At 63.2% G+C, this 18,162-nt stretch carries 16 protein-coding genes; 15 read left to right on the plus strand and 1 reads right to left on the minus strand.

The window, feature by feature from the left end; all coding sequences use genetic code 11:
* The first annotated feature begins 42 nt into the window (after nt 1-42).
* The 10 genes from nuoG (at nt 43) to CK226_RS02085 (ending at nt 12,253) form a co-directional block, all read left to right on the plus strand.
* Nucleotides 43-2,124, plus strand: coding sequence for an NADH-quinone oxidoreductase subunit NuoG (gene nuoG, locus CK226_RS02040; protein WP_095790879.1), 2,082 nt, complete (start codon nt 43-45; stop codon nt 2,122-2,124).
* Between the two features lie 2 nt (nt 2,125-2,126).
* Nucleotides 2,127-3,170, plus strand: a complete 1,044-nt coding sequence (gene nuoH, locus CK226_RS02045; protein ID WP_095787376.1) for an NADH-quinone oxidoreductase subunit NuoH — start codon at nt 2,127-2,129, stop codon at nt 3,168-3,170.
* Nucleotides 3,170-3,661: an NADH-quinone oxidoreductase subunit NuoI gene (gene nuoI, locus CK226_RS02050; RefSeq protein WP_032930717.1), complete on the plus strand. Its 492-nt coding sequence runs from the start codon at nt 3,170-3,172 to the stop codon at nt 3,659-3,661. Before nuoH ends, nuoI begins: the two co-directional genes overlap by 1 nt.
* A gap of 126 nt (nt 3,662-3,787) precedes the next feature.
* Nucleotides 3,788-4,408: an NADH-quinone oxidoreductase subunit J gene (locus tag CK226_RS02055; protein ID WP_019858932.1), complete on the plus strand. Its 621-nt coding sequence runs from the start codon at nt 3,788-3,790 to the stop codon at nt 4,406-4,408.
* Between the two features lies 1 nt (nt 4,409).
* Nucleotides 4,410-4,718, plus strand: a complete 309-nt coding sequence (gene nuoK, locus CK226_RS02060; protein WP_010910101.1) for an NADH-quinone oxidoreductase subunit NuoK — start codon at nt 4,410-4,412, stop codon at nt 4,716-4,718.
* A 10-nt stretch (nt 4,719-4,728) separates the two neighbouring features.
* Complete coding sequence (gene nuoL, locus CK226_RS02065; protein ID WP_095790880.1) at nt 4,729-6,702, plus strand: NADH-quinone oxidoreductase subunit L; 1,974 nt, start codon at nt 4,729-4,731, stop codon at nt 6,700-6,702.
* Nucleotides 6,702-8,207 carry an NADH-quinone oxidoreductase subunit M gene (locus CK226_RS02070; protein ID WP_095790881.1) on the plus strand — a complete coding sequence of 502 codons (1,506 nt, stop codon included), beginning with the start codon at nt 6,702-6,704 and terminating at the stop codon, nt 8,205-8,207. Before nuoL ends, CK226_RS02070 begins: the two co-directional genes overlap by 1 nt.
* A gap of 19 nt (nt 8,208-8,226) precedes the next feature.
* Nucleotides 8,227-9,663: an NADH-quinone oxidoreductase subunit NuoN gene (gene nuoN / locus CK226_RS02075; protein ID WP_095787378.1), complete on the plus strand. Its 1,437-nt coding sequence runs from the start codon at nt 8,227-8,229 to the stop codon at nt 9,661-9,663.
* A 4-nt stretch (nt 9,664-9,667) separates the two neighbouring features.
* Nucleotides 9,668-10,489 carry a biotin--[acetyl-CoA-carboxylase] ligase gene (locus CK226_RS02080; protein ID WP_095773016.1) on the plus strand — a complete coding sequence of 274 codons (822 nt, stop codon included), beginning with the start codon at nt 9,668-9,670 and terminating at the stop codon, nt 10,487-10,489.
* 93 nt (nt 10,490-10,582) lie between these two features.
* Entirely contained in the window at nt 10,583-12,253 is a 1,671-nt protein-coding gene (locus tag CK226_RS02085) for a ribonuclease J (RefSeq protein ID WP_095787380.1), read from the plus strand.
* A 21-nt stretch (nt 12,254-12,274) separates the two neighbouring features.
* Here the strand turns inward: CK226_RS02085 and CK226_RS02090 are convergent, their stop codons facing one another.
* Entirely contained in the window at nt 12,275-13,069 is a 795-nt protein-coding gene (locus CK226_RS02090) for an MBL fold metallo-hydrolase (protein ID WP_245318127.1), read from the minus strand.
* 227 nt (nt 13,070-13,296) lie between these two features.
* Between CK226_RS02090 and mce the strand changes: the two genes are divergently transcribed.
* From mce to CK226_RS02115, 5 genes are all read left to right on the plus strand, one after another.
* Nucleotides 13,297-13,701 (plus strand): methylmalonyl-CoA epimerase, encoded by a 405-nt coding sequence (gene mce, locus CK226_RS02095; RefSeq protein ID WP_095790882.1) that lies wholly within the window; start codon nt 13,297-13,299, stop codon nt 13,699-13,701.
* Nucleotides 13,698-13,982, plus strand: coding sequence for a DUF1467 family protein (locus tag CK226_RS02100; RefSeq protein WP_010910093.1), 285 nt, complete (start codon nt 13,698-13,700; stop codon nt 13,980-13,982). Before mce ends, CK226_RS02100 begins: the two co-directional genes overlap by 4 nt.
* 654 nt (nt 13,983-14,636) lie before the next feature.
* Nucleotides 14,637-15,965 (plus strand): proline--tRNA ligase, encoded by a 1,329-nt coding sequence (gene proS, locus CK226_RS02105; protein ID WP_095790883.1) that lies wholly within the window; start codon nt 14,637-14,639, stop codon nt 15,963-15,965.
* On the plus strand, nt 15,962-17,248 hold the full coding sequence (locus CK226_RS02110) for a lipoprotein-releasing ABC transporter permease subunit (RefSeq protein WP_095773011.1): 1,287 nt from the start codon (nt 15,962-15,964) through the stop codon (nt 17,246-17,248). The genes proS and CK226_RS02110 overlap by 4 nt, the downstream gene beginning before the upstream one ends.
* Entirely contained in the window at nt 17,200-17,928 is a 729-nt protein-coding gene (locus tag CK226_RS02115; RefSeq protein ID WP_179295835.1) for an ABC transporter ATP-binding protein, read from the plus strand. Before CK226_RS02110 ends, CK226_RS02115 begins: the two co-directional genes overlap by 49 nt.
* Nucleotides 17,929-18,162 lie beyond the last annotated feature (234 nt).

Consider the following 18,162-nt stretch of genomic DNA (forward strand, 5'->3'; position numbering starts at 1 on the left):
CGGGAAATGAGATTGCGGGAAATCCGCAGGGGTTTGAAGCGAATGGCAAAGCTCAAGGTCGACGGGAAAGAGATCACTGTACCCGACCACTACACGCTGCTGCAGGCGGCGGAAGACGCGGGCGCGGAAGTGCCGCGCTTCTGCTTCCATGAGCGGCTGTCGATCGCCGGCAATTGCCGCATGTGCCTGATCGAGGTGAAGGGCGGGCCGCCCAAACCGCAGGCGTCCTGCGCCATGGGCGTGCGCGATTTGCGCCCCGGCCCCAATGGCGAGCCGCCGGAAATCTTCACCAACACGCCGATGGTCAAGAAGGCCCGGGAAGGCGTGATGGAGTTCCTGCTGATCAACCATCCGCTGGATTGCCCGATCTGCGACCAGGGCGGCGAGTGCGACCTGCAGGACCAGGCCATGGCCTTCGGCGTCGATTCCTCGCGCTATCATGAGAACAAGCGGGCGGTCGAAGACAAGTATATCGGGCCGCTGGTCAAGACGGTGATGAACCGCTGCATCCATTGCACGCGCTGCGTCCGCTTCACCACGGAAGTCGCCGGCATTTCCGAACTCGGCCTGATCGGCCGCGGCGAGGACGCCGAGATCACCACCTATCTCGAACAGGCGATGACCTCGGAACTGCAGGGCAATGTCATCGATCTGTGCCCGGTCGGTGCGCTGACCTCCAAGCCCTTCGCCTTCCAGGCGCGGCCCTGGGAACTGACCAAGACCGAATCCATCGACGTGATGGATGCGGTCGGCTCGGCGATCCGTATCGACAGCCGTGGCCGTGAAGTGATGCGTATCCTGCCGCGCGTCAACGAGCAGGTGAACGAGGAGTGGATTTCCGACAAGACCCGCTTCATCTGGGACGGATTGCGCACGCAGCGCCTCGACCGCCCCTATGTGCGCAAGGATGGCAGACTGGTTGCGGCAAGCTGGGCCGAAGCCTTCGCGACGATCAAGGACGCGGTGTCGAAGACGACGCCCGAGAAGATCGGCGCCATTGCGGGCGATCTCGCTGCCGTCGAGGAAATCTACGCGCTGAAGCTGCTGATGGCTTCGCTGGGTTCCAAGAATGTCGACTGCCGCCAGGATGGCGCCGCGCTTGATCCGGCGCTCGGACGTGCCAGCTACATTTTCAACCCGACCATCGAAGGCATCGAGCAGGCCGACGCGGTGCTGATCATCGGCGCCAATCCGCGCTTCGAGGCCTCGGTGCTCAATGCGCGCGTCCGCAAGCGCTGGCGGGTCGGCAATCTGCCGGTCGGCGTCATCGGCGATATCGGCGACACGCGCTACGAGTATGAATTGCTCGGTGCCGGGCCGGATTCGTTGAAGGATCTGGCCGACGGCAATGGCAAGTTCTTCCAGACGCTGAAGAAGGCGACGCATCCGCTGATCATTATCGGCCAGGGCGCGCTGGCGCGGGCCGACGGCGCGGCCGTGCTCGGCCAGGCGGCGAAGCTCGCCGCTGCCGTCAATGCCGCTCGCGCCGACTGGAACGGCTTTGCCGTGCTGCACAATGCGGCGGCGCGCGTCGGCGGCCTCGATCTCGGTTTCGTCCCGGGTGAGGGCGGCAAGGACGTCGCCGGCATGCTGGGCGAAACGGACGTGCTGTTCCTGCTCGGCGCCGACGAGATCGACATGGGCAAGACCGGCGGCGCCTTCGTCGTCTATATCGGCACCCATGGCGACCACGGCGCGCACCGCGCCAATGTCATCCTGCCGGCGGCTGCCTACACGGAAAAGTCGGGCACCTACGTCAACACCGAAGGGCGTGTGCAGCAGACCAACCGCGCCGGCTTCGCGCCTGGCGATGCGCGCGAGGACTGGGCGATCCTCAGGGCCCTGTCCGATGTGCTGGGCAAGAAACTGCCGTTCGATTCGCTGCCGCAGCTGCGCGCCAAACTCTATGGCGAGTACCCGCATCTGGCCCGCATCGATCAGGTCGCGGCCGGCAATGCCGAGGACATCGGCGGCGTGGCGAAGCTCGGCGGGCGGCTGAACAAGGGCACCTTCACCTCGCCGGTCAAGGATTTCTACCTGACCAACCCGATCGCGCGGGCATCGGCCGTGATGGCGGAATGCTCGGCACTGGCCAAGAGCGGCTTCAAGCAGGCGGCGGAATAAGCATGGACACCTTCTTCTCCTTCTACGTGCTGCCGGCACTGCTGATCCTTCTGAAGTCGGTCGTGCTGATCGTGGTGCTGCTGATCTTCGTGGCCTACATCCTCTACGCCGACCGCAAGATCTGGGCGGCGGTGCAACTGCGCCGCGGTCCGAACGTCGTCGGCCCCTGGGGCACGCTGCAGGCCTTTGCCGACCTGTTGAAATTCGTCTTCAAGGAGCCGGTCATCCCGTCCGGCGCCAACAAGGGCGTGTTCCTTCTGGCGCCGCTGGTGTCGGCGGTGCTGGCGATCTCGGCCTGGGCGGTCATTCCGGTCAGCCAGGGCTGGGCGATCGCCAACGTCAATGTCGGCGTCCTCTATGTCTTCGCCATCTCCTCGCTCGAGGTCTACGGCGTGATCATGGGCGGCTGGGCGTCCAACTCGAAATACCCGTTCCTCGGCGCGCTGCGTTCGGCGGCGCAGATGGTGTCCTACGAAGTCTCGATCGGCTTCGTCATCGTCACCGTGCTGCTCACCGCCGGCTCGCTCAACCTCAGCGATATCGTGCTGTCGCAGCAGGGTGGGCTTGGCACCAGGCTTGGCCTGCCCAACACCTTCCTCGACTGGAACTGGCTGGCGCTGTTTCCGATGTTCATCATCTTCTTCATCTCGGCGCTGGCCGAGACGAACCGGCCGCCTTTCGACCTGGTCGAAGCCGAATCGGAGCTGGTCGCCGGCCACATGGTCGAATATTCGTCGACGCCGTTCCTGCTGTTCTTCCTCGGCGAATATGTCGCCATCGTCCTGATGTGCGCGCTGGCCACCGTCCTGTTCCTCGGCGGCTGGCTGCCACCCTTCGACTTCGCGCCCTTCACCTGGGTGCCCGGGGTCATCTGGTTCGTGCTGAAGGTCTGCTTCGTGTTCTTCGGCATCTCGATGGTGAAGGCCTTCGTGCCGCGCTATCGCTACGACCAGCTGATGCGGCTGGGCTGGAAAGTGTTCCTGCCGATCTCGCTGTTCATGGTGGTCGCCACCGCAGCCTTCCTCAAGATCACGGGGTTTGCGTGATGTCCGCTTTGTCCCAGGCCGCAAAATCGCTGCTGCTGCAAGATTTCGTCAGCGCGTTCTTCCTGTCCATGCGCCAGTTCTTCGCGCCGAAGGAGACGATCAACTACCCGCACGAGAAGGGGCCGGTCAGCCCGCGCTTCCGGGGCGAGCATGCGCTGCGCCGCTATCCCAATGGCGAGGAACGCTGCATCGCCTGCAAATTGTGCGAGGCGATTTGCCCGGCGCAGGCCATCACCATCGAGGCCGGCCCGCGCCGCAATGACGGCACGCGCCGCACGGTGCGCTACGACATCGACATGGTGAAGTGCATCTACTGCGGCTTCTGCCAGGAAGCCTGCCCGGTCGACGCCATCGTCGAGGGGCCGAATTTCGAATTCGCGACGGAAACGCGCGAGGAGCTCTACTACGACAAGGACAAGCTGCTGGCGAATGGCGACCGGTGGGAGCGCGAACTCGCGCGCAACATCTCATTGGATGCGCCGTACCGCTGATATTTGACGCATGGACGAGGCGAGGGCCCTCGTCTAAGGACACAACGAAACTTGCCGGCCGGAAGCGGTCGCAAAAATCAAACAGGACGAACGTCCTGTTTGGGATAGGAACCCGGGGGAACCCCAATGCTGAGTGGACTAGAGGCGGCCTTTTTCTACCTCTTCGCCTTTGTCGCCGTGGCGTCGGCGTTCATGGTCATTTCATCGCGCAACCCCGTGCATTCGGTGCTGTTCCTGATCCTGACCTTCTTCAACGCCGCCGGCCTGTTCATGCTGACCGGCGCCGAGTTCCTGGCGATGATCCTGCTCGTGGTCTATGTCGGCGCCGTCATGGTGCTGTTCCTGTTCGTCGTCATGATGCTCGACGTCGACTTCGCTGAAATGAAAGAGGGTGCGCTGCAATACGCGCCGATCGGCGCGCTGGTCGGGCTGATCTTGGCGGCGGAGCTGATTGTCGTGCTCGGCGGCTACACATTCGCGCCGAAGCTGGCCGCGACGGTGTCGAAGCCCATTCCCGATCTCGCCACGCGCTCGAACACGGCCGCGCTCGGCGACATCCTCTATACCGACTACCTCTACTACTTCCAGATTTCGGGCCTCATCCTGCTGGTTGCCATGATCGGCGCCATCGTGCTGACGCTGCGCCACAAGGAAGGGATCAAGCGGCAGTCGATCGCAGCCCAGGTCGGTCGCACGCCAGCCACCGGCATGGAAATCCGCAAGGTCAAGTCGGGCGAAGGAGTCTGAGATGGTCGTCGGTATCGCACATTATCTGACCGTATCGGCTGTTCTGTTCACGCTCGGCGTGTTCGGCATCTTCCTGAACCGCAAGAACGTCATCGTCATCCTGATGTCGGTCGAGCTGATCCTGCTTGCGGTCAACATCAACTTCGTCGCTTTTTCGGCGGCGCTCGGTGATCTGGTCGGCCAGGTGTTCGCGCTGTTCGTGCTGACGGTCGCGGCGGCTGAAGCGGCAATCGGACTTGCCATTCTCGTCGTCTTCTTCCGCAACCGCGGCTCGATCGCGGTCGAAGACGTGAACATGATGAAGGGTTGACGGAACCACCATGTATCAGGCCATCGTCTTCCTTCCCCTGCTCGGCTTCCTGATCGTCGGCCTGTTCGGCACGTCGCTCGGCGCCAAGGCGTCCGAATACATCACCTCAGGCTTCCTGGTGATCGCCGCGATACTGTCGTGGGTCGCCTTCTTCACCGTCGGCTTCGGCCACGGCGAGGTGTTCACCGTGCCGGTGCTGCGCTGGATCCAGTCGGGCGGGCTCGAAGCGTCCTGGGCGCTGCGCATCGACACGCTGACGGTGGTGATGCTGGTGGTGGTCAACACCGTGTCGGCGCTGGTCCATATCTATTCGATCGGCTACATGCATCACGATCCGAACCGGCCGCGCTTCTTCGCCTATCTGTCGCTCTTCACTTTCGCCATGCTGATGCTTGTGACCGCCGACAACCTCGTGCAGATGTTCTTCGGCTGGGAAGGCGTCGGTCTCGCCTCCTACCTGCTGATCGGCTTCTGGTACAAGAAGCCGTCGGCCAATGCCGCGGCTATCAAGGCCTTCGTCGTGAACCGCGTCGGCGATTTCGGCTTCGCGCTCGGCATTTTCGGCGTGTTCGTGCTGTTCGGCTCGGTCAATCTCGGCACCATCTTCGCCAATGCGGCGACGTTCGTTCCGGCCGAAGGCGCGCCGCAAGGTGCTGCCGTGCTGACCTTCCTCGGCCATGCGCTGGACAAGCAGGCGGCCATGACCGTCGTCTGCCTGCTGCTGTTCATGGGCGCCATGGGCAAGTCGGCGCAGGTGCCGCTGCACACCTGGCTGCCGGACGCCATGGAAGGCCCGACGCCGGTCTCAGCGCTCATCCATGCCGCCACCATGGTGACGGCGGGCGTGTTCATGCTGGCGCGGCTGTCGCCGCTGTTCGAATTGTCGCATTCGGCGCTGACCGTGGTGACCTTCATCGGCGCCTTCACCGCCTTCTTCGCGGCGACCGTCGGCCTCGTCCAGAACGACATCAAGCGCGTCATCGCCTATTCGACCTGCTCGCAGCTCGGCTACATGTTCGTGGCGCTCGGCGTCGGCGCCTATGGCGCGGCGATCTTCCATCTGTTCACGCATGCCTTCTTCAAGGCGCTGCTGTTCCTCGGCTCGGGCTCGGTCATCCATGCCGTCTCCGACGAGCAGGACATGCGCAAGATGGGCGGCCTCAGAAAGCTGATCCCGAGCACCTACTGGATGATGGTGATCGGCACGCTGGCGCTGACCGGCGTTGGCATTCCCGTGACTGTCATCGGCACCGCAGGCTTCTTCTCCAAGGACGCCATCATCGAAAGCGCCTTTGCCAGCCACAATTCGGTTGCCGGCCTCGCCTTCGTGCTGCTGGTCATCGCCGCCTGCTTCACCTCCTTCTACTCCTGGCGGCTGATCTTCATGACCTTCCACGGCAAGCCGCGGGCGAGCCATGAGGTGATGCACCATGTGCATGAATCGCCGCCGGTGATGCTGGTGCCGCTGTTCGTGCTGGCCGCCGGAGCGCTGTTCGCCGGCATCATCTTCCACAATTCCTTCATCGGCGAAGGCTATGCCGAGTTCTGGAAGGCGTCGCTGTTCACGCTGCCGGACAATCACATCCTGCACGAAATCCACGAACTGCCGCTGTGGGTCGAACTGTCGCCCTTCATCGCGATGCTGATCGGCTTCGCGGTGGCCTGGAAGTTCTACATCCGCTCACCGGAATTGCCCCCGAGCGTCGCCGCGAACCATCGCTTGCTCTATGCTTTCCTGCTCAACAAGTGGTATTTCGACGAGCTCTACGACTTCCTGTTCGTGCGGCCCGCCAAGCGTCTCGGCCATTTCCTGTGGAAGACCGGTGACGGCACCGTCATCGACGGTCTCGGGCCGGATGGCATTTCGGCGCGCGTCGTCGATGTCACCAACCGCGTCGTCAAGCTGCAGACCGGCTACCTCTACCATTATGCCTTCGCCATGCTGATCGGCGTTGCCGCACTCGTCACCTGGATGATGCTCTGATGACCGCCTGGCCAATCCTCTCGCTGGTCACCTTCCTGCCGCTGGTTGGTGCGCTGCTGATACTGTTCATCAGGGATGACAGCGAAAACGCGCGCCGCAACATCCGCGCCATCGCGCTGTTGACGACGACGTTCACCTTCATCGTCTCGCTGTTCATCTGGACCGGCTTTGACAATTCGCAGGCCGGCTTCCAGTTCGTCGAAAAACTCGCCTGGCTCGACTCCGGCATTTCCTACCATATGGGCGTCGACGGCATTTCCATGCTGTTCGTCATCCTGACGACGTTCCTGATGCCGCTCTGCATCCTGGCGTCGTGGGAAGCGATCGACAAGCGCGTCAAGGCCTACATGATCGCCTTCCTGCTGCTCGAGACGCTGATGATCGGCGTGTTCTGCGCGCTGGATATCGTGCTGTTCTACGTCTTCTTCGAAGCCGGCCTGATCCCGATGTTCATCATCATCGGCGTGTGGGGCGGCAAGCGGCGCGTGTATGCCTCGTTCAAGTTTTTCCTCTATACGCTCGCCGGTTCGGTGCTGATGCTGCTCGCCATCATGGCGATGTTCTTCCAGTCCGGCACGACCGACATACCGACGCTTCTGACGCACAGCTTCCCGGCCAACATGCAGACCTGGCTGTGGCTCGCCTTCTTCGCCTCCTTCGCGGTGAAGATGCCGATGTGGCCGGTGCACACCTGGCTGCCCGACGCGCACGTCGAGGCGCCGACGGCGGGTTCGGTGATCCTGGCCGCAATCCTGCTCAAGATGGGCGGATACGGCTTCCTTCGCTTCTCGCTGCCGATGTTCCCGCTGGCGTCGGAGATGTTCGCGCCGCTGGTCTTCACGCTGTCGGTCGTCGCCATCATCTACACCTCGCTGGTGGCGCTGATGCAGGAGGACATGAAGAAGCTGATCGCCTATTCCTCGGTCGCCCATATGGGCTTCGTCACCATGGGCATCTTCGCCATGAACCAGGAAGGTGTGCAGGGCGCGATCTTCCAGATGCTCAGCCACGGCCTCGTCTCGGGCGCGCTGTTCCTGTGCGTCGGCGTCATCTACGACCGCATGCACACGCGTGAGATCGCTGCCTATGGCGGCCTGGTCAACAACATGCCGAAATATGCCACCGTGTTCATGGTCTTCACCATGGCCAATGTCGGCCTGCCCGGCACCAGTGGCTTCGTCGGCGAGTTCCTGACCATGCTCGGCGTCTTCCGGGTCAACACCTGGGTGGCGTTCTTCGCCGCCACCGGCGTCATCCTGTCGGCCGCCTACGCGCTCTGGCTCTACCGCAGGGTGATCTTCGGCGCGCTGACCAAGGACAGCCTGAAAGGGCTGCTCGACCTGTCGCTGCGCGAGAAGGTGATCATCTACCCGCTGGTCGCGCTGGTCATCTTCTTCGGCGTTTATCCCGCTCCCGTCTTCGACGCGACGGCCCAGTCGGTCAAATCGCTCGTCACCAATGTCACCGCATCCATCGGCGCCGCGCAGACCGCGGCGGCGAACTGACCCAGGGGTTTTGCGAACCATGACGCCGGACCTTCTCTCCAGCCTGTCGCTCTCGACGCCCGAGCTGATCCTTGCCTTCGGCGCGCTCGCGCTGCTGATGGTCGGAGCCTATTCGCGCGCCAACACCGCCAATACCGTGACCGGGCTTGCCGTCGCGGTGCTGGTAATCGCCGGCGCCTGGCTGATCCTTTCCACCGGGCAGGGCAACGCCTATGGCAACGCCTTCATCCAGGATCCCTTCTCCCGTTTCATGAAGGTGCTGGCGCTGGTCGGCTCGGCTGTGACGCTCGTCATGTCGATGCGCTTTGCCAAGGCGGAGCGTTTCGACAAGTTCGAATATCCGGTGCTCATCCTGCTGTGTACGCTCGGCATGATGCTGATGATCTCGGCCAACGGCATGATCGGGCTCTATCTCGGCCTCGAACTTCAGTCGTTGGCGATCTACGTGCTGGCGGCGATCAACCGCGACAATCTGCGTTCGACCGAGGCGGGGCTGAAATACTTCGTCCTCGGCGCGCTGTCGTCGGGCATGCTGCTCTACGGCATCAGCCTGGTCTACGGCTACACCGGCAACACCGGCTTCCAGGAAATTGCCTCGGCGCTCGGCAGCGGCGGGCGGCAGCTCGGCCTTGTTTTCGGCCTGGTCTTCGTGCTGGCCGGCCTCGCCTTCAAGATCTCGGCGGTGCCGTTCCATATGTGGACGCCCGACGTCTATGAAGGCGCACCGACGCCGGTGACGGCCTTCCTGGCGGCGGCTCCCAAGATGGCGGCGATGGCATTGATCGTGCGCGTCACCATGGGCGCGTTCAAGCCGATCGCCGCCGACTGGCAGCAGATCATCGTCTTCATCTCGATCGCCTCGATGGCGCTCGGCGCCTTTGCCGCCATCGGCCAGACCAACATCAAGCGCCTGATGGCCTATTCCTCGATCGGCCATATGGGCTACGCGCTGGTCGGCCTTGCCGCCAACAGCCAGGCCGGCGTGCGCGGTGTCGCCATCTATATGCTGATCTATCTGGTGATGACGCTCGGCACCTTCGCCTTCATCCTCGCCATGCGGCGCAAGGAGGGCAATGTCGAGCAGATCAGCGACCTGGCCGGGCTCTCCTCGACCAACCCGATCATGGCGACCATCCTCACCATCCTGATGTTCTCGCTGGCCGGCATTCCGCCGCTCGCCGGCTTCTGGGGGAAGTGGTACGTCTTCCTCGCCGCCATCAACGCCAACCTCTACGCGCTGGCGATCATCGGCGTGCTGGCGTCGGTGGTGGGCGCCTATTACTATCTGCGCATCATCAAGATCATGTGGTTCGACGAACCGGTCGGCGGCTTCGTGCCGATGGCCAGCGAATTGCGTGTCGTGCTCGGCGTCTGCGGCGCCTTCGTGCTGTTCTATGTGCTGATCGGCGGACCGATCGGCACCTATGCCGAAGCCGCCGCCAAGACATTTTTCTGACGGGATGGCATTTCGGCTGGCCCCAACCTCGGCGTCGGAAGGGTTCCGGCTCGAGGCCCATGACAGCGTCGGCTCCACCAACACGGTGGCGCTGGATCACGCCCGGGCCGGTGACCCGGGCAGGCTGTGGGTCGTTTCCAAGAAGCAGGAAAGCGGACGTGGCCGGCGCGGCCGCGCCTGGGTGTCGCCCGATGGCAACCTGGCGGCGACCTTGCTCGTCATCACCGGTGGTGAACTACGCCTTGCCGCGACTCTGGGTTTCGTCGCCGGCCTGTCGCTTGCTGACGCACTGGATGCCGTGGTGCCGAAGGGCCGCATCGCCGTGGGACTCGATGGCGCGGGCCAGGGCCAAAACCGTTTCGAGTTGAAATGGCCGAACGATGTGCTTGCTTCGGGCGCGAAGCTTGCCGGCATCCTGCTGGAGTCGGCTATACTGGAGGGCGGCCGCTTCGCGGTGGCGGTCGGCATCGGCGTCAATGTCGTGGCGCACCCCGCGGATTTGCCTTATCCCGCGACATCGCTGCAAGCTCTGGGCGCGACATGCGATGCCGAAACGCTGTTCCTGGCGCTATCCGATGCCTGGAGCGAGAATGCCCGGCTGTGGGATGAAGGCCGCGGCCTCGCCACTGTCAGGCGGCGCTGGCTGGCGCGCGCGGCGGGGCTTGGCGGCGAGGTAGCCGTCAGAATTGACGGTAATGTGGTGCGTGGGGTGTTCGAGACCATTGACGAGGACTGCCGTTTCGTGATCCGCGACGATGAGGGGTCGGTGCTGACAATCGCGGCTGGCGACGTGCATTTCGGCGCGGTCGCGTCCGCTCAAGTATAGTTTATTTCTGCGCAATTCCGGACGGAAAACCGTTAGACACGTTTCCTGGAATTGCTTTAACGGCTTGGCCTGAGGGCCAGGAAGGGAAAAATCATGGCGAAAGCGGAAAACGCCGAACTCGTCTTCGTGCCGCTCGGCGGCGTCGGCGAGATCGGCATGAACTTCGCCCTCTACGGCTACGGCCCGCCGAGCGCGCGCGAATGGATCGTCATCGATGTCGGCGTCACCTTTCCCGACGCGGCGCATCCGGGCGTCGACTTGATCCTGCCCGACACGCGCTTCATCGAGGAAAACCTCGCCAATCTGCGCGGCATCGTCATCACTCACGCGCATGAGGACCATTATGGCGCGCTGCTCGATATCTGGCCGAGGCTGAAAGCGCCAGTGTGGATGACGCCGTTCAGTGCCGGGCTGCTGGAAGCCAAGCGGCAGGGCGAGCAGGGGGCGCCGAAGATTCCGCTGACGATCTACCGGGCCGGCGAGAAATTCACCGTCGGCCCCTTCGAGATCGAAGCCATTCCGGTGGCGCACTCGATCCCGGAGCCGATGTCGCTTGCCATCACCACGCCGGCCGGCACCGTCATCCACACCGGCGACTGGAAGATCGATCCGGAACCGACGATCGGGCCGAAGACCGACGAGGCACGTTTCCGTGCCTATGGCGACAAGGGCGTGCTGGCGCTGATCTGCGATTCGACCAATGCGCTGCGGGAAGGGGAATCGCCGTCGGAAGTGGCGGTTGGCGAGGGGCTCAAGGGCGTCATCCAGAGTGCCGTCGGCCGGGTCGCCGTGACGACCTTCTCCTCCAATGTCGGGCGTATCGTCTCCATCGCCAAGGCGGCGCGCGATGCCGGCCGCCAGTGCCTGGTGCTCGGCCGCTCGCTGAAGCGCGTCATCGACGTGGCGGACGAGCTTGGCTATATGGACGGCCTGCCGGAATTCATTGCCGAGGAGGATTTCGGCTTCATCCCGCGCGAAAACCTGGTCATCATCTGCACCGGCAGCCAGGGCGAGCCGCTGGCGGCGCTGGCGAAACTGTCGCGCGACGAGATGAAATCGGTTTCGCTGACGGCGGGCGATACGGTGGTGTTTTCCTCGCGCACCATCCCCGGCAATGAGAAGGCGATCCTCGAGATCAAGAACCGCCTGATCGATCTCGGCATCAAGATCATCGAGGACGGCGACGCGCTGGTGCATGTCTCCGGCCATCCCCGGCGCAGCGAATTGCGCAAGATGTATGAATGGGTGCGCCCGCGGATCGGCGTTCCCGTGCATGGCGAGGCGGCGCATCTGGTGGCGCAGGGCTCGCTGATGTCGACCTCCGGCATCGGCCAGGTGGCGCAGGTGCGCGACGGCGACATGCTGCGGCTCGCTCCCGGCCCCGCCACCATTATCGACCAGGTGCCGTTCGGCCGCATCTACAAGGACGGCAATCTGATCGGCACCGACCAGGCGATGGGCATTCGCGACCGGCGCAAACTGTCCTTTGCCGGCCATGTCGCGGTCAATGTGGTGCTCGACGACAAATATGAACTGGCCGGCGATCCCGATCTGGTCGCCATCGGCGTCGCCGAGGCCGACGCCAGCGGCGAGACGCTGGAGGATTTGATGATCGATGCGGCTGTCGGCGCGGTGGACTCGATTCCCCGCCAGCGGCGAAAGGACCTCGACCTGGTTCAGGAAGCGGTGCGGCGCGCGGTGCGTGGCGCCGCCAACGAAGCCTGGGGCAAGAAACCGCTGGTAACGGTGTTTGTCACCAGATGACGGTAGCGTCGGTTCGCTGGTCTAGACGTTCAGTTGGTAGCTGACCGGAAGCCAGCGACAAGAGCCGTTCACCGATTCGATGTAGCCCAAGCCAGGAAACGGCATGTGATGGCCGGCGACCAGCAGGCGCTGTTCCGCCGCCATCTTCAGCAAACGTTTGCGGGTGTCGATCGCCCGTTCCTTGTCATCATCGAAATCCGCATGCCACTCCGGATGCTGGATGGACACGACATAGTGCAGGAACGCATCCGACCAGATCAGCAATCGCTGGCCGCCGCTTTCGACGAGAAATGCCAGCAGGCCGGGGGAATGGCCTGACGCGTCGACGGCGGTAATGCCCGGCAGCACCTCATCTCCAGGCGCTATGAACGTTGCCCGGTCGGCCAGTCCGGTGCAAATCCGCCGGAACAGATCACGGTTGGCCAACCTGGCCGGGCGCACCGCTCTTGCCTCGGTCCAGAAAGCGAATTCAGCTTTGCCGAACACATAGCGTGCCCGGCCGAAAACGGGTTTGCCGTTGCTGACAAGCCCACCGATGTGGTCCGGATGCCCGTGGGTGATGACCACCACGTCGATATCATCAGGCCCGAGTCCAAGGTCCTTCAAGCAGTCCAGGAGTGAACTGCCCTCATCGCCGCATCCGGTGTCGAACAGGATCCTTTCGGATCCGGTGTCGATCAGCGTCGGGATGAAACAATGTTCGAATCGATCCCGGTCGATGAAGTTCGAGACCGCGAGTTGATGCACCGCGGTTGGCGGCTGTCTGGCCGCGAACGCTGCCGCGAGGTTGTCGCGAACATCGACAGCGTCGAGCAAGGCGGCAATCTTGAATGAGCCGAGATCGAAGGTGAAAACGCGGGCGCGGGCAGGGCGGATGTAGGACATTGCCGTTTGTACTTTGCGGTTGCGGGCCGGAATAGCCTCGATCGTGATTCGTCAGAATGTTCACCAACGTGCGACAGTGCGCGCCTCGTGAATGGCTGTTGATCTCAGCTGATTTGACGTATGACGCCAGCCAGTGACAGAAGAGAGATAGCTCGCTCATGCTCGGACGGCTGAACCATGTCGCGCTTGCGGTGCCGGATCTGACTACTGCCGTTGCCGCCTACCGCAACACGCTTGGCGCCGATGTGACGGAGCCGCAGGCTTTGCCGGAGCATGGCGTCACGGTGGTGTTCGTCAATGTCGGCAACACCAAGATCGAATTGCTGGAACCGCTGGGCGAGGGCTCGCCGATCGCCGCGTTCCTGGCGAAGAACCCGTCAGGCGGGATGCATCATCTCTGCTACGAGGTCGACGACATCCTGGCCGCGCGCGACCAGCTCAAGGCCGCCGGCGCGCGCGTGCTGGGCGACGGAAATCCGAAAACCGGCGCGCATGGCAAGCCGGTGCTGTTCCTGCATCCGAAGGATTTCTTCGGCACGCTGATCGAACTGGAGCAATCATGAGCTGGGTTTCGTTCACCGCCCTGTTTTTCGCGACCTGGTGGGTGGTGCTGTTCGCCGTACTGCCGTTCAGCGTCAGGACGCAGGACGACGATCATGACGTGACACTGGGCACGGTTCCAAGCGCGCCGCGCGGGCCGCACATGCTGCGCGCGGTGATCCGCACCACCATCGCCACGGCGATCCTCATGGGCATTTTCTATGGGCTGACGCACGGGCTCGGCTACAGCCTCAACGACATCCCGCATATCGTGCCGGATTTCGGCCAGACCCCGGCGAAATAGATCGCCCGGCAAGAGTGCCGCGACGACGTCGATGCGCCACTGACGCGGATCGAGATGCCGCCATATTTCACGGCTGACCGCTTGCTGACGCTGGGTCATGTGACCTTGCAGCACGCCGCGCTAACCAGATGATTGCACAAAAAAAATGCAAGGCACGAGGCCTTGCAATTAAACGCGTCCGATCTGTTTCCGGTTTCCGGCGGCAGCGAGTAACCGCGCCTAGATCGCATCCTCCCAAGACTTTGACCGCGTAGGAGAGCAGATTTTTCTCCGCCCTCTCGGTTATCGCGGCACACTAGCCCAAGCCGAATGAAAATGTCACGAAGAATTTTGCCTCGAAACAGGCATTCTCGTGCTGCACTGCACAATAGTATGGCATGCATTGCTTGGGAAACGACCAGCAAGGCTCGACGGAGCCTTTGCTGCATGTTCCGGATTGACGCGCGCAAAGAATTGGCGGCCCAAACTGAAGAGGTTCGGCACGCCGAATGCCGGCACGGCCTGGTCCGGAAACCGGAGGATTCCGGGCCGTGGCGCGCTGATGTGCCGCCATGCCCGGGTTTCCATTCCGTCATGAAATGGCTATGAAGCCGGGGCAAGCAAGCCTGCGTCGCGCCGATTCTGGCGTGGCCGTTCTCATTCACGGACCAGTCCATGCGTTTGTCGCGCTATTTCCTGCCTATCCTCAAAGAAAATCCGCGCGAAGCCGAGATCGTCTCGCACCGGCTGATGCTGCGTGCCGGCATGATCCGCCAGCAGGGGCAGGGCAGTTTTTCCTGGTTGCCGCTCGGCAAGCGGGTGTTGGACAAGGTCTGCCAGATCATCCGCGAGGAGCAGAACCGCGCCGGCGCACTGGAGATCCTGATGCCGACCATCCAGTCGGCCGATCTGTGGCGCGAAAGCGGCCGTTACAATGACTATGGCAAGGAGATGCTGCGCATCAAGGACCGCCAGGACCGCGACATGCTCTATGGCCCGACCAACGAGGAAATGGTCACCGAGATCTTCCGCGCCTATGTGAAGTCCTACAAGGATCTGCCGCTCAACCTCTACCACATCCAGTGGAAATTCCGCGACGAGGTGCGGCCGCGCTTCGGCGTCATGCGTTCGCGCGAGTTCCTGATGAAGGACGCCTATTCCTTCGACCTCGACTTCGAGGGCGCGAGGGCTGCCTACAACAGGATGTTCGTCTCCTACCTCAGGACGTTTACGCGCATGGGCCTGCAGGCGATTCCGATGCGCGCCGACACCGGGCCGATCGGCGGCGACCTCAGCCATGAATTCATCATCCTGGCGGATACCGGCGAAAGCCAGGTTTTCTGCCATCGCGACTATCTTTCGCTTGCCGTGCCGGGCGCCGACACCGACTTCGCCAATGACGGCGAGATATCAGACATCGTCAAGACGTGGACGACGCCCTATGCCGCCACCGACGAGATGCATGACGAAGCCGCCTGGGAAAAGGTCCCCGCGAGCGACAAGGTTTCGGCACGCGGCATCGAGGTCGGCCACATCTTCCATTTCGGCGAAAAGTATTCCAAGCCGATGGGCGCCAAGGTGACCGGCCCGGACGGCAAGGACCATTTCGCTTCCGGCGGCTCCTACGGTATCGGCCCATCGCGCCTAGTCGCGGCGATCATCGAAGCCAGCCATGACGAGAACGGCATCATCTGGCCCGACGCCGTGGCGCCGTTCGACATCGGCCTGATCAACATGAAGGCGGGCGACGCCGACTGCGACCGTGTCAGCGATGAGCTGAATGCCGCCTTCACCGCCGCCGGCAAGGATGTGCTCTACGACGACACGGACCAGCGGCCGGGCGGCAAGTTCGCCACCGCCGACCTGATCGGCCTGCCCTGGCAGGTGATCGTCGGACCGCGCGGCGTGGCCGCCGGCGAGGTCGAGATCAAGAATCGCAGGACCGGCGAGCGCGAGACGCTGCCGATCGCCGATGCGAAAAAACGCTTCGGTGTCGCCACATGAGCGAGGCGGCGGCGGCAAGATCGGCGGGCGCCGGCCCGTTCTCCTTCTTCGAGCGCACGGTTGCCTGGCGCTATTTGCGCTCGCGGCGCAAGGAGACGGTGATCTCGGTCATCGCCTCGATCTCCTTCCTCGGCATCATGCTGGGGGTGGCGACGCTGATCGTCGTCATGGCCGTGATGAACGGGTTCCGCGCCGAACTCTTGACGCGCATCCTTGGCGTCAACGGCCATCTGATCGTGCAGCCGCTCGATTCGCCGCTTGAGGACTATGCCCAGGTCGCCGGCCGCATCAATGGCGTGCCCGGCGTCAAATACGCCATTCCGCTGATCGACGGCCAGGTGCTGGCGCAAGGCAATGTCGGCGGCGGCACCGGCGCGCTGGTGCGCGGCATACGCGGCGAAGATCTCGGCAAGATCGCCATCGTCGCCAACAACATCAAGCAGGGCTCGCTCGCCGGTTTCGATTCGGGCGAGGGCGTCGCCATCGGCAAGCGCATGGCCGAGAATCTCGGCCTGACGCTCGGCGACACCATTACGCTCATCTCGCCCGATGGCGACGTGACCCCGATCGGCACGACGCCGCGCATGAAAGGCTACAAGATCGCGGCGATCTTCGAAGTCGGCATGTCGGAATATGACACGTCCATCGTCTACATGCCGTTCTCCGAAGCGCAGCTCTATTTCAACATGGACGGCCGCGCGCAGACGATCGAGATCTATGTCGACAATCCCGACAATGTCGACGCGCTGAAACCGAAGGTGGAAGAGGCGGCGCAACGGCCCATCGAGATGGTCGACTGGCGCCAGCGCAACGAGACCTTCTTTTCCGCCCTGCAGGTCGAGCGCAACGTCATGTTCATGATCCTGACGCTGATCGTGCTGGTGGCGGCGCTCAACATCATTTCGGGACTGATCATGCTGGTGAAGGACAAGGGGCACGACATCGCCATTCTGCGCACCATGGGCGCCTCGCGCGGCGCCATCCTGCGCATCTTCCTGATGACGGGAGCGGCGATCGGCGTCACCGGCACGCTTGCCGGCGTGCTGCTCGGCGTCGTCATCTGCACCAACATCGAATCGATCCGCCAGTTCTTCTCCTGGATGACGGGCAAGGTGCTGTTCAACCCGGAACTCTATTTCCTCAGCCAGCTGCCGGCGAAGATGGATCCGCGCGAGACGACCTATGTCATCATCATGGCGCTTGGCCTGTCCTTCCTGGCAACGGTGTTTCCGGCATGGCGGGCGGCTCGCCTCGATCCGGTCGAAGCCTTGAGGTACGAGTAGTGGCCGAGGTCATTATCGAGCTGAAGAGCGTCGAGCGGCACTATGTCCAGGGGCCGCGCAAGCTCACCATCCTGAACGGCGCGGATTTCTCGCTGAAGCGCGGCGAGATGGTGGCGCTGGTGGCGCCGTCCGGCACCGGCAAGTCGACGCTGCTGCACACGGCCGGCCTGCTGGAACGCCCCGACGCCGGCGACGTGATCCTGGCCGGCCGCGCCTGCGGGCGGCTCTCCGACGACGAACGCACGTCGATCCGCCGCAACGATGTCGGCTTCGTCTACCAGTTCCATCATCTGCTGCCGGAGTTTTCCGCGCTGGAAAACATCATGATGCCGCAGCTGATCAAGGGCCTGCCACGCAAGGAAGCGGCCGAGCGCGCCGCGCAACTGCTCGACTATATGCAGATCGGCAAGCGCGCCTCGCACCGGCCGTCCGAACTCTCGGGCGGCGAACAGCAGCGCGTAGCCATTGCCCGCGCCGTCGCCAACGCCCCGCTGGTGCTGCTGGCTGACGAGCCGACCGGCAATCTCGACCCGGTCACCGCTTCCTATGTCTTCGAGGCGCTGGGCGCGCTGGTCAAGCAATCGGGCCTCGCGGCGCTGATCGCCACCCACAATCACGAGCTGGCATCGCGCATGGACCGGCGCGTCACGCTCGCCGACGGCAAGGTCGTGCCGCTTTAAGGCCGTGCCGACATTCAGGCGAACGGACCGGAAGATCGACAGATCTAGCGGCGATTCAGCGAAGATAGGTTCGACCGAATTTCATCAGGTTTTTCCAACCCCGGCGAGGGCCTGTCGTCACGCACTGTCGTGGCCTGTTGATAAGCGCCGCGCCGTCAACCTTTCCTTAACCCTGCCAATCCGATCGCCCGGAGATTCTGGGCGAGGCCGGATTCTGCGCGTTGACATTGAAAC

Source organism: Mesorhizobium sp. WSM4311, assembly GCF_002295115.1.
Lineage (GTDB): Bacteria > Pseudomonadota > Alphaproteobacteria > Rhizobiales > Rhizobiaceae > Mesorhizobium.

Bases quoted from the DNA above. Each gene is read 5' to 3' on its own strand.
- CK226_RS02070 (WP_095790881.1), top strand. From the start codon at position 6,702: ATGACCGCCTGGCCAATCCTCTCGCTGGTCACCTTCCTGCCGCTGGTT.
- nuoH (WP_095787376.1), top strand. From the start codon at position 2,127: ATGGACACCTTCTTCTCCTTCTACGTGCTGCCGGCACTGCTGATCCTT.
- nuoK (WP_010910101.1), top strand. From the start codon at position 4,410: ATGGTCGTCGGTATCGCACATTATCTGACCGTATCGGCTGTTCTGTTC.
- nuoI (WP_032930717.1), top strand. From the start codon at position 3,170: ATGTCCGCTTTGTCCCAGGCCGCAAAATCGCTGCTGCTGCAAGATTTC.
- CK226_RS02080 (WP_095773016.1), top strand. From the start codon at position 9,668: ATGGCATTTCGGCTGGCCCCAACCTCGGCGTCGGAAGGGTTCCGGCTC.
- CK226_RS02085 (WP_095787380.1), top strand. From the start codon at position 10,583: ATGGCGAAAGCGGAAAACGCCGAACTCGTCTTCGTGCCGCTCGGCGGC.
- CK226_RS02055 (WP_019858932.1), top strand. From the start codon at position 3,788: ATGCTGAGTGGACTAGAGGCGGCCTTTTTCTACCTCTTCGCCTTTGTC.
- CK226_RS02100 (WP_010910093.1), top strand. From the start codon at position 13,698: ATGAGCTGGGTTTCGTTCACCGCCCTGTTTTTCGCGACCTGGTGGGTG.
- mce (WP_095790882.1), top strand. From the start codon at position 13,297: ATGCTCGGACGGCTGAACCATGTCGCGCTTGCGGTGCCGGATCTGACT.
- nuoG (WP_095790879.1), top strand. From the start codon at position 43: ATGGCAAAGCTCAAGGTCGACGGGAAAGAGATCACTGTACCCGACCAC.
- proS (WP_095790883.1), top strand. From the start codon at position 14,637: ATGCGTTTGTCGCGCTATTTCCTGCCTATCCTCAAAGAAAATCCGCGC.
- nuoN (WP_095787378.1), top strand. From the start codon at position 8,227: ATGACGCCGGACCTTCTCTCCAGCCTGTCGCTCTCGACGCCCGAGCTG.
- CK226_RS02115 (WP_179295835.1), top strand. From the start codon at position 17,200: ATGGCGGGCGGCTCGCCTCGATCCGGTCGAAGCCTTGAGGTACGAGTA.
- CK226_RS02110 (WP_095773011.1), top strand. From the start codon at position 15,962: ATGAGCGAGGCGGCGGCGGCAAGATCGGCGGGCGCCGGCCCGTTCTCC.
- nuoL (WP_095790880.1), top strand. From the start codon at position 4,729: ATGTATCAGGCCATCGTCTTCCTTCCCCTGCTCGGCTTCCTGATCGTC.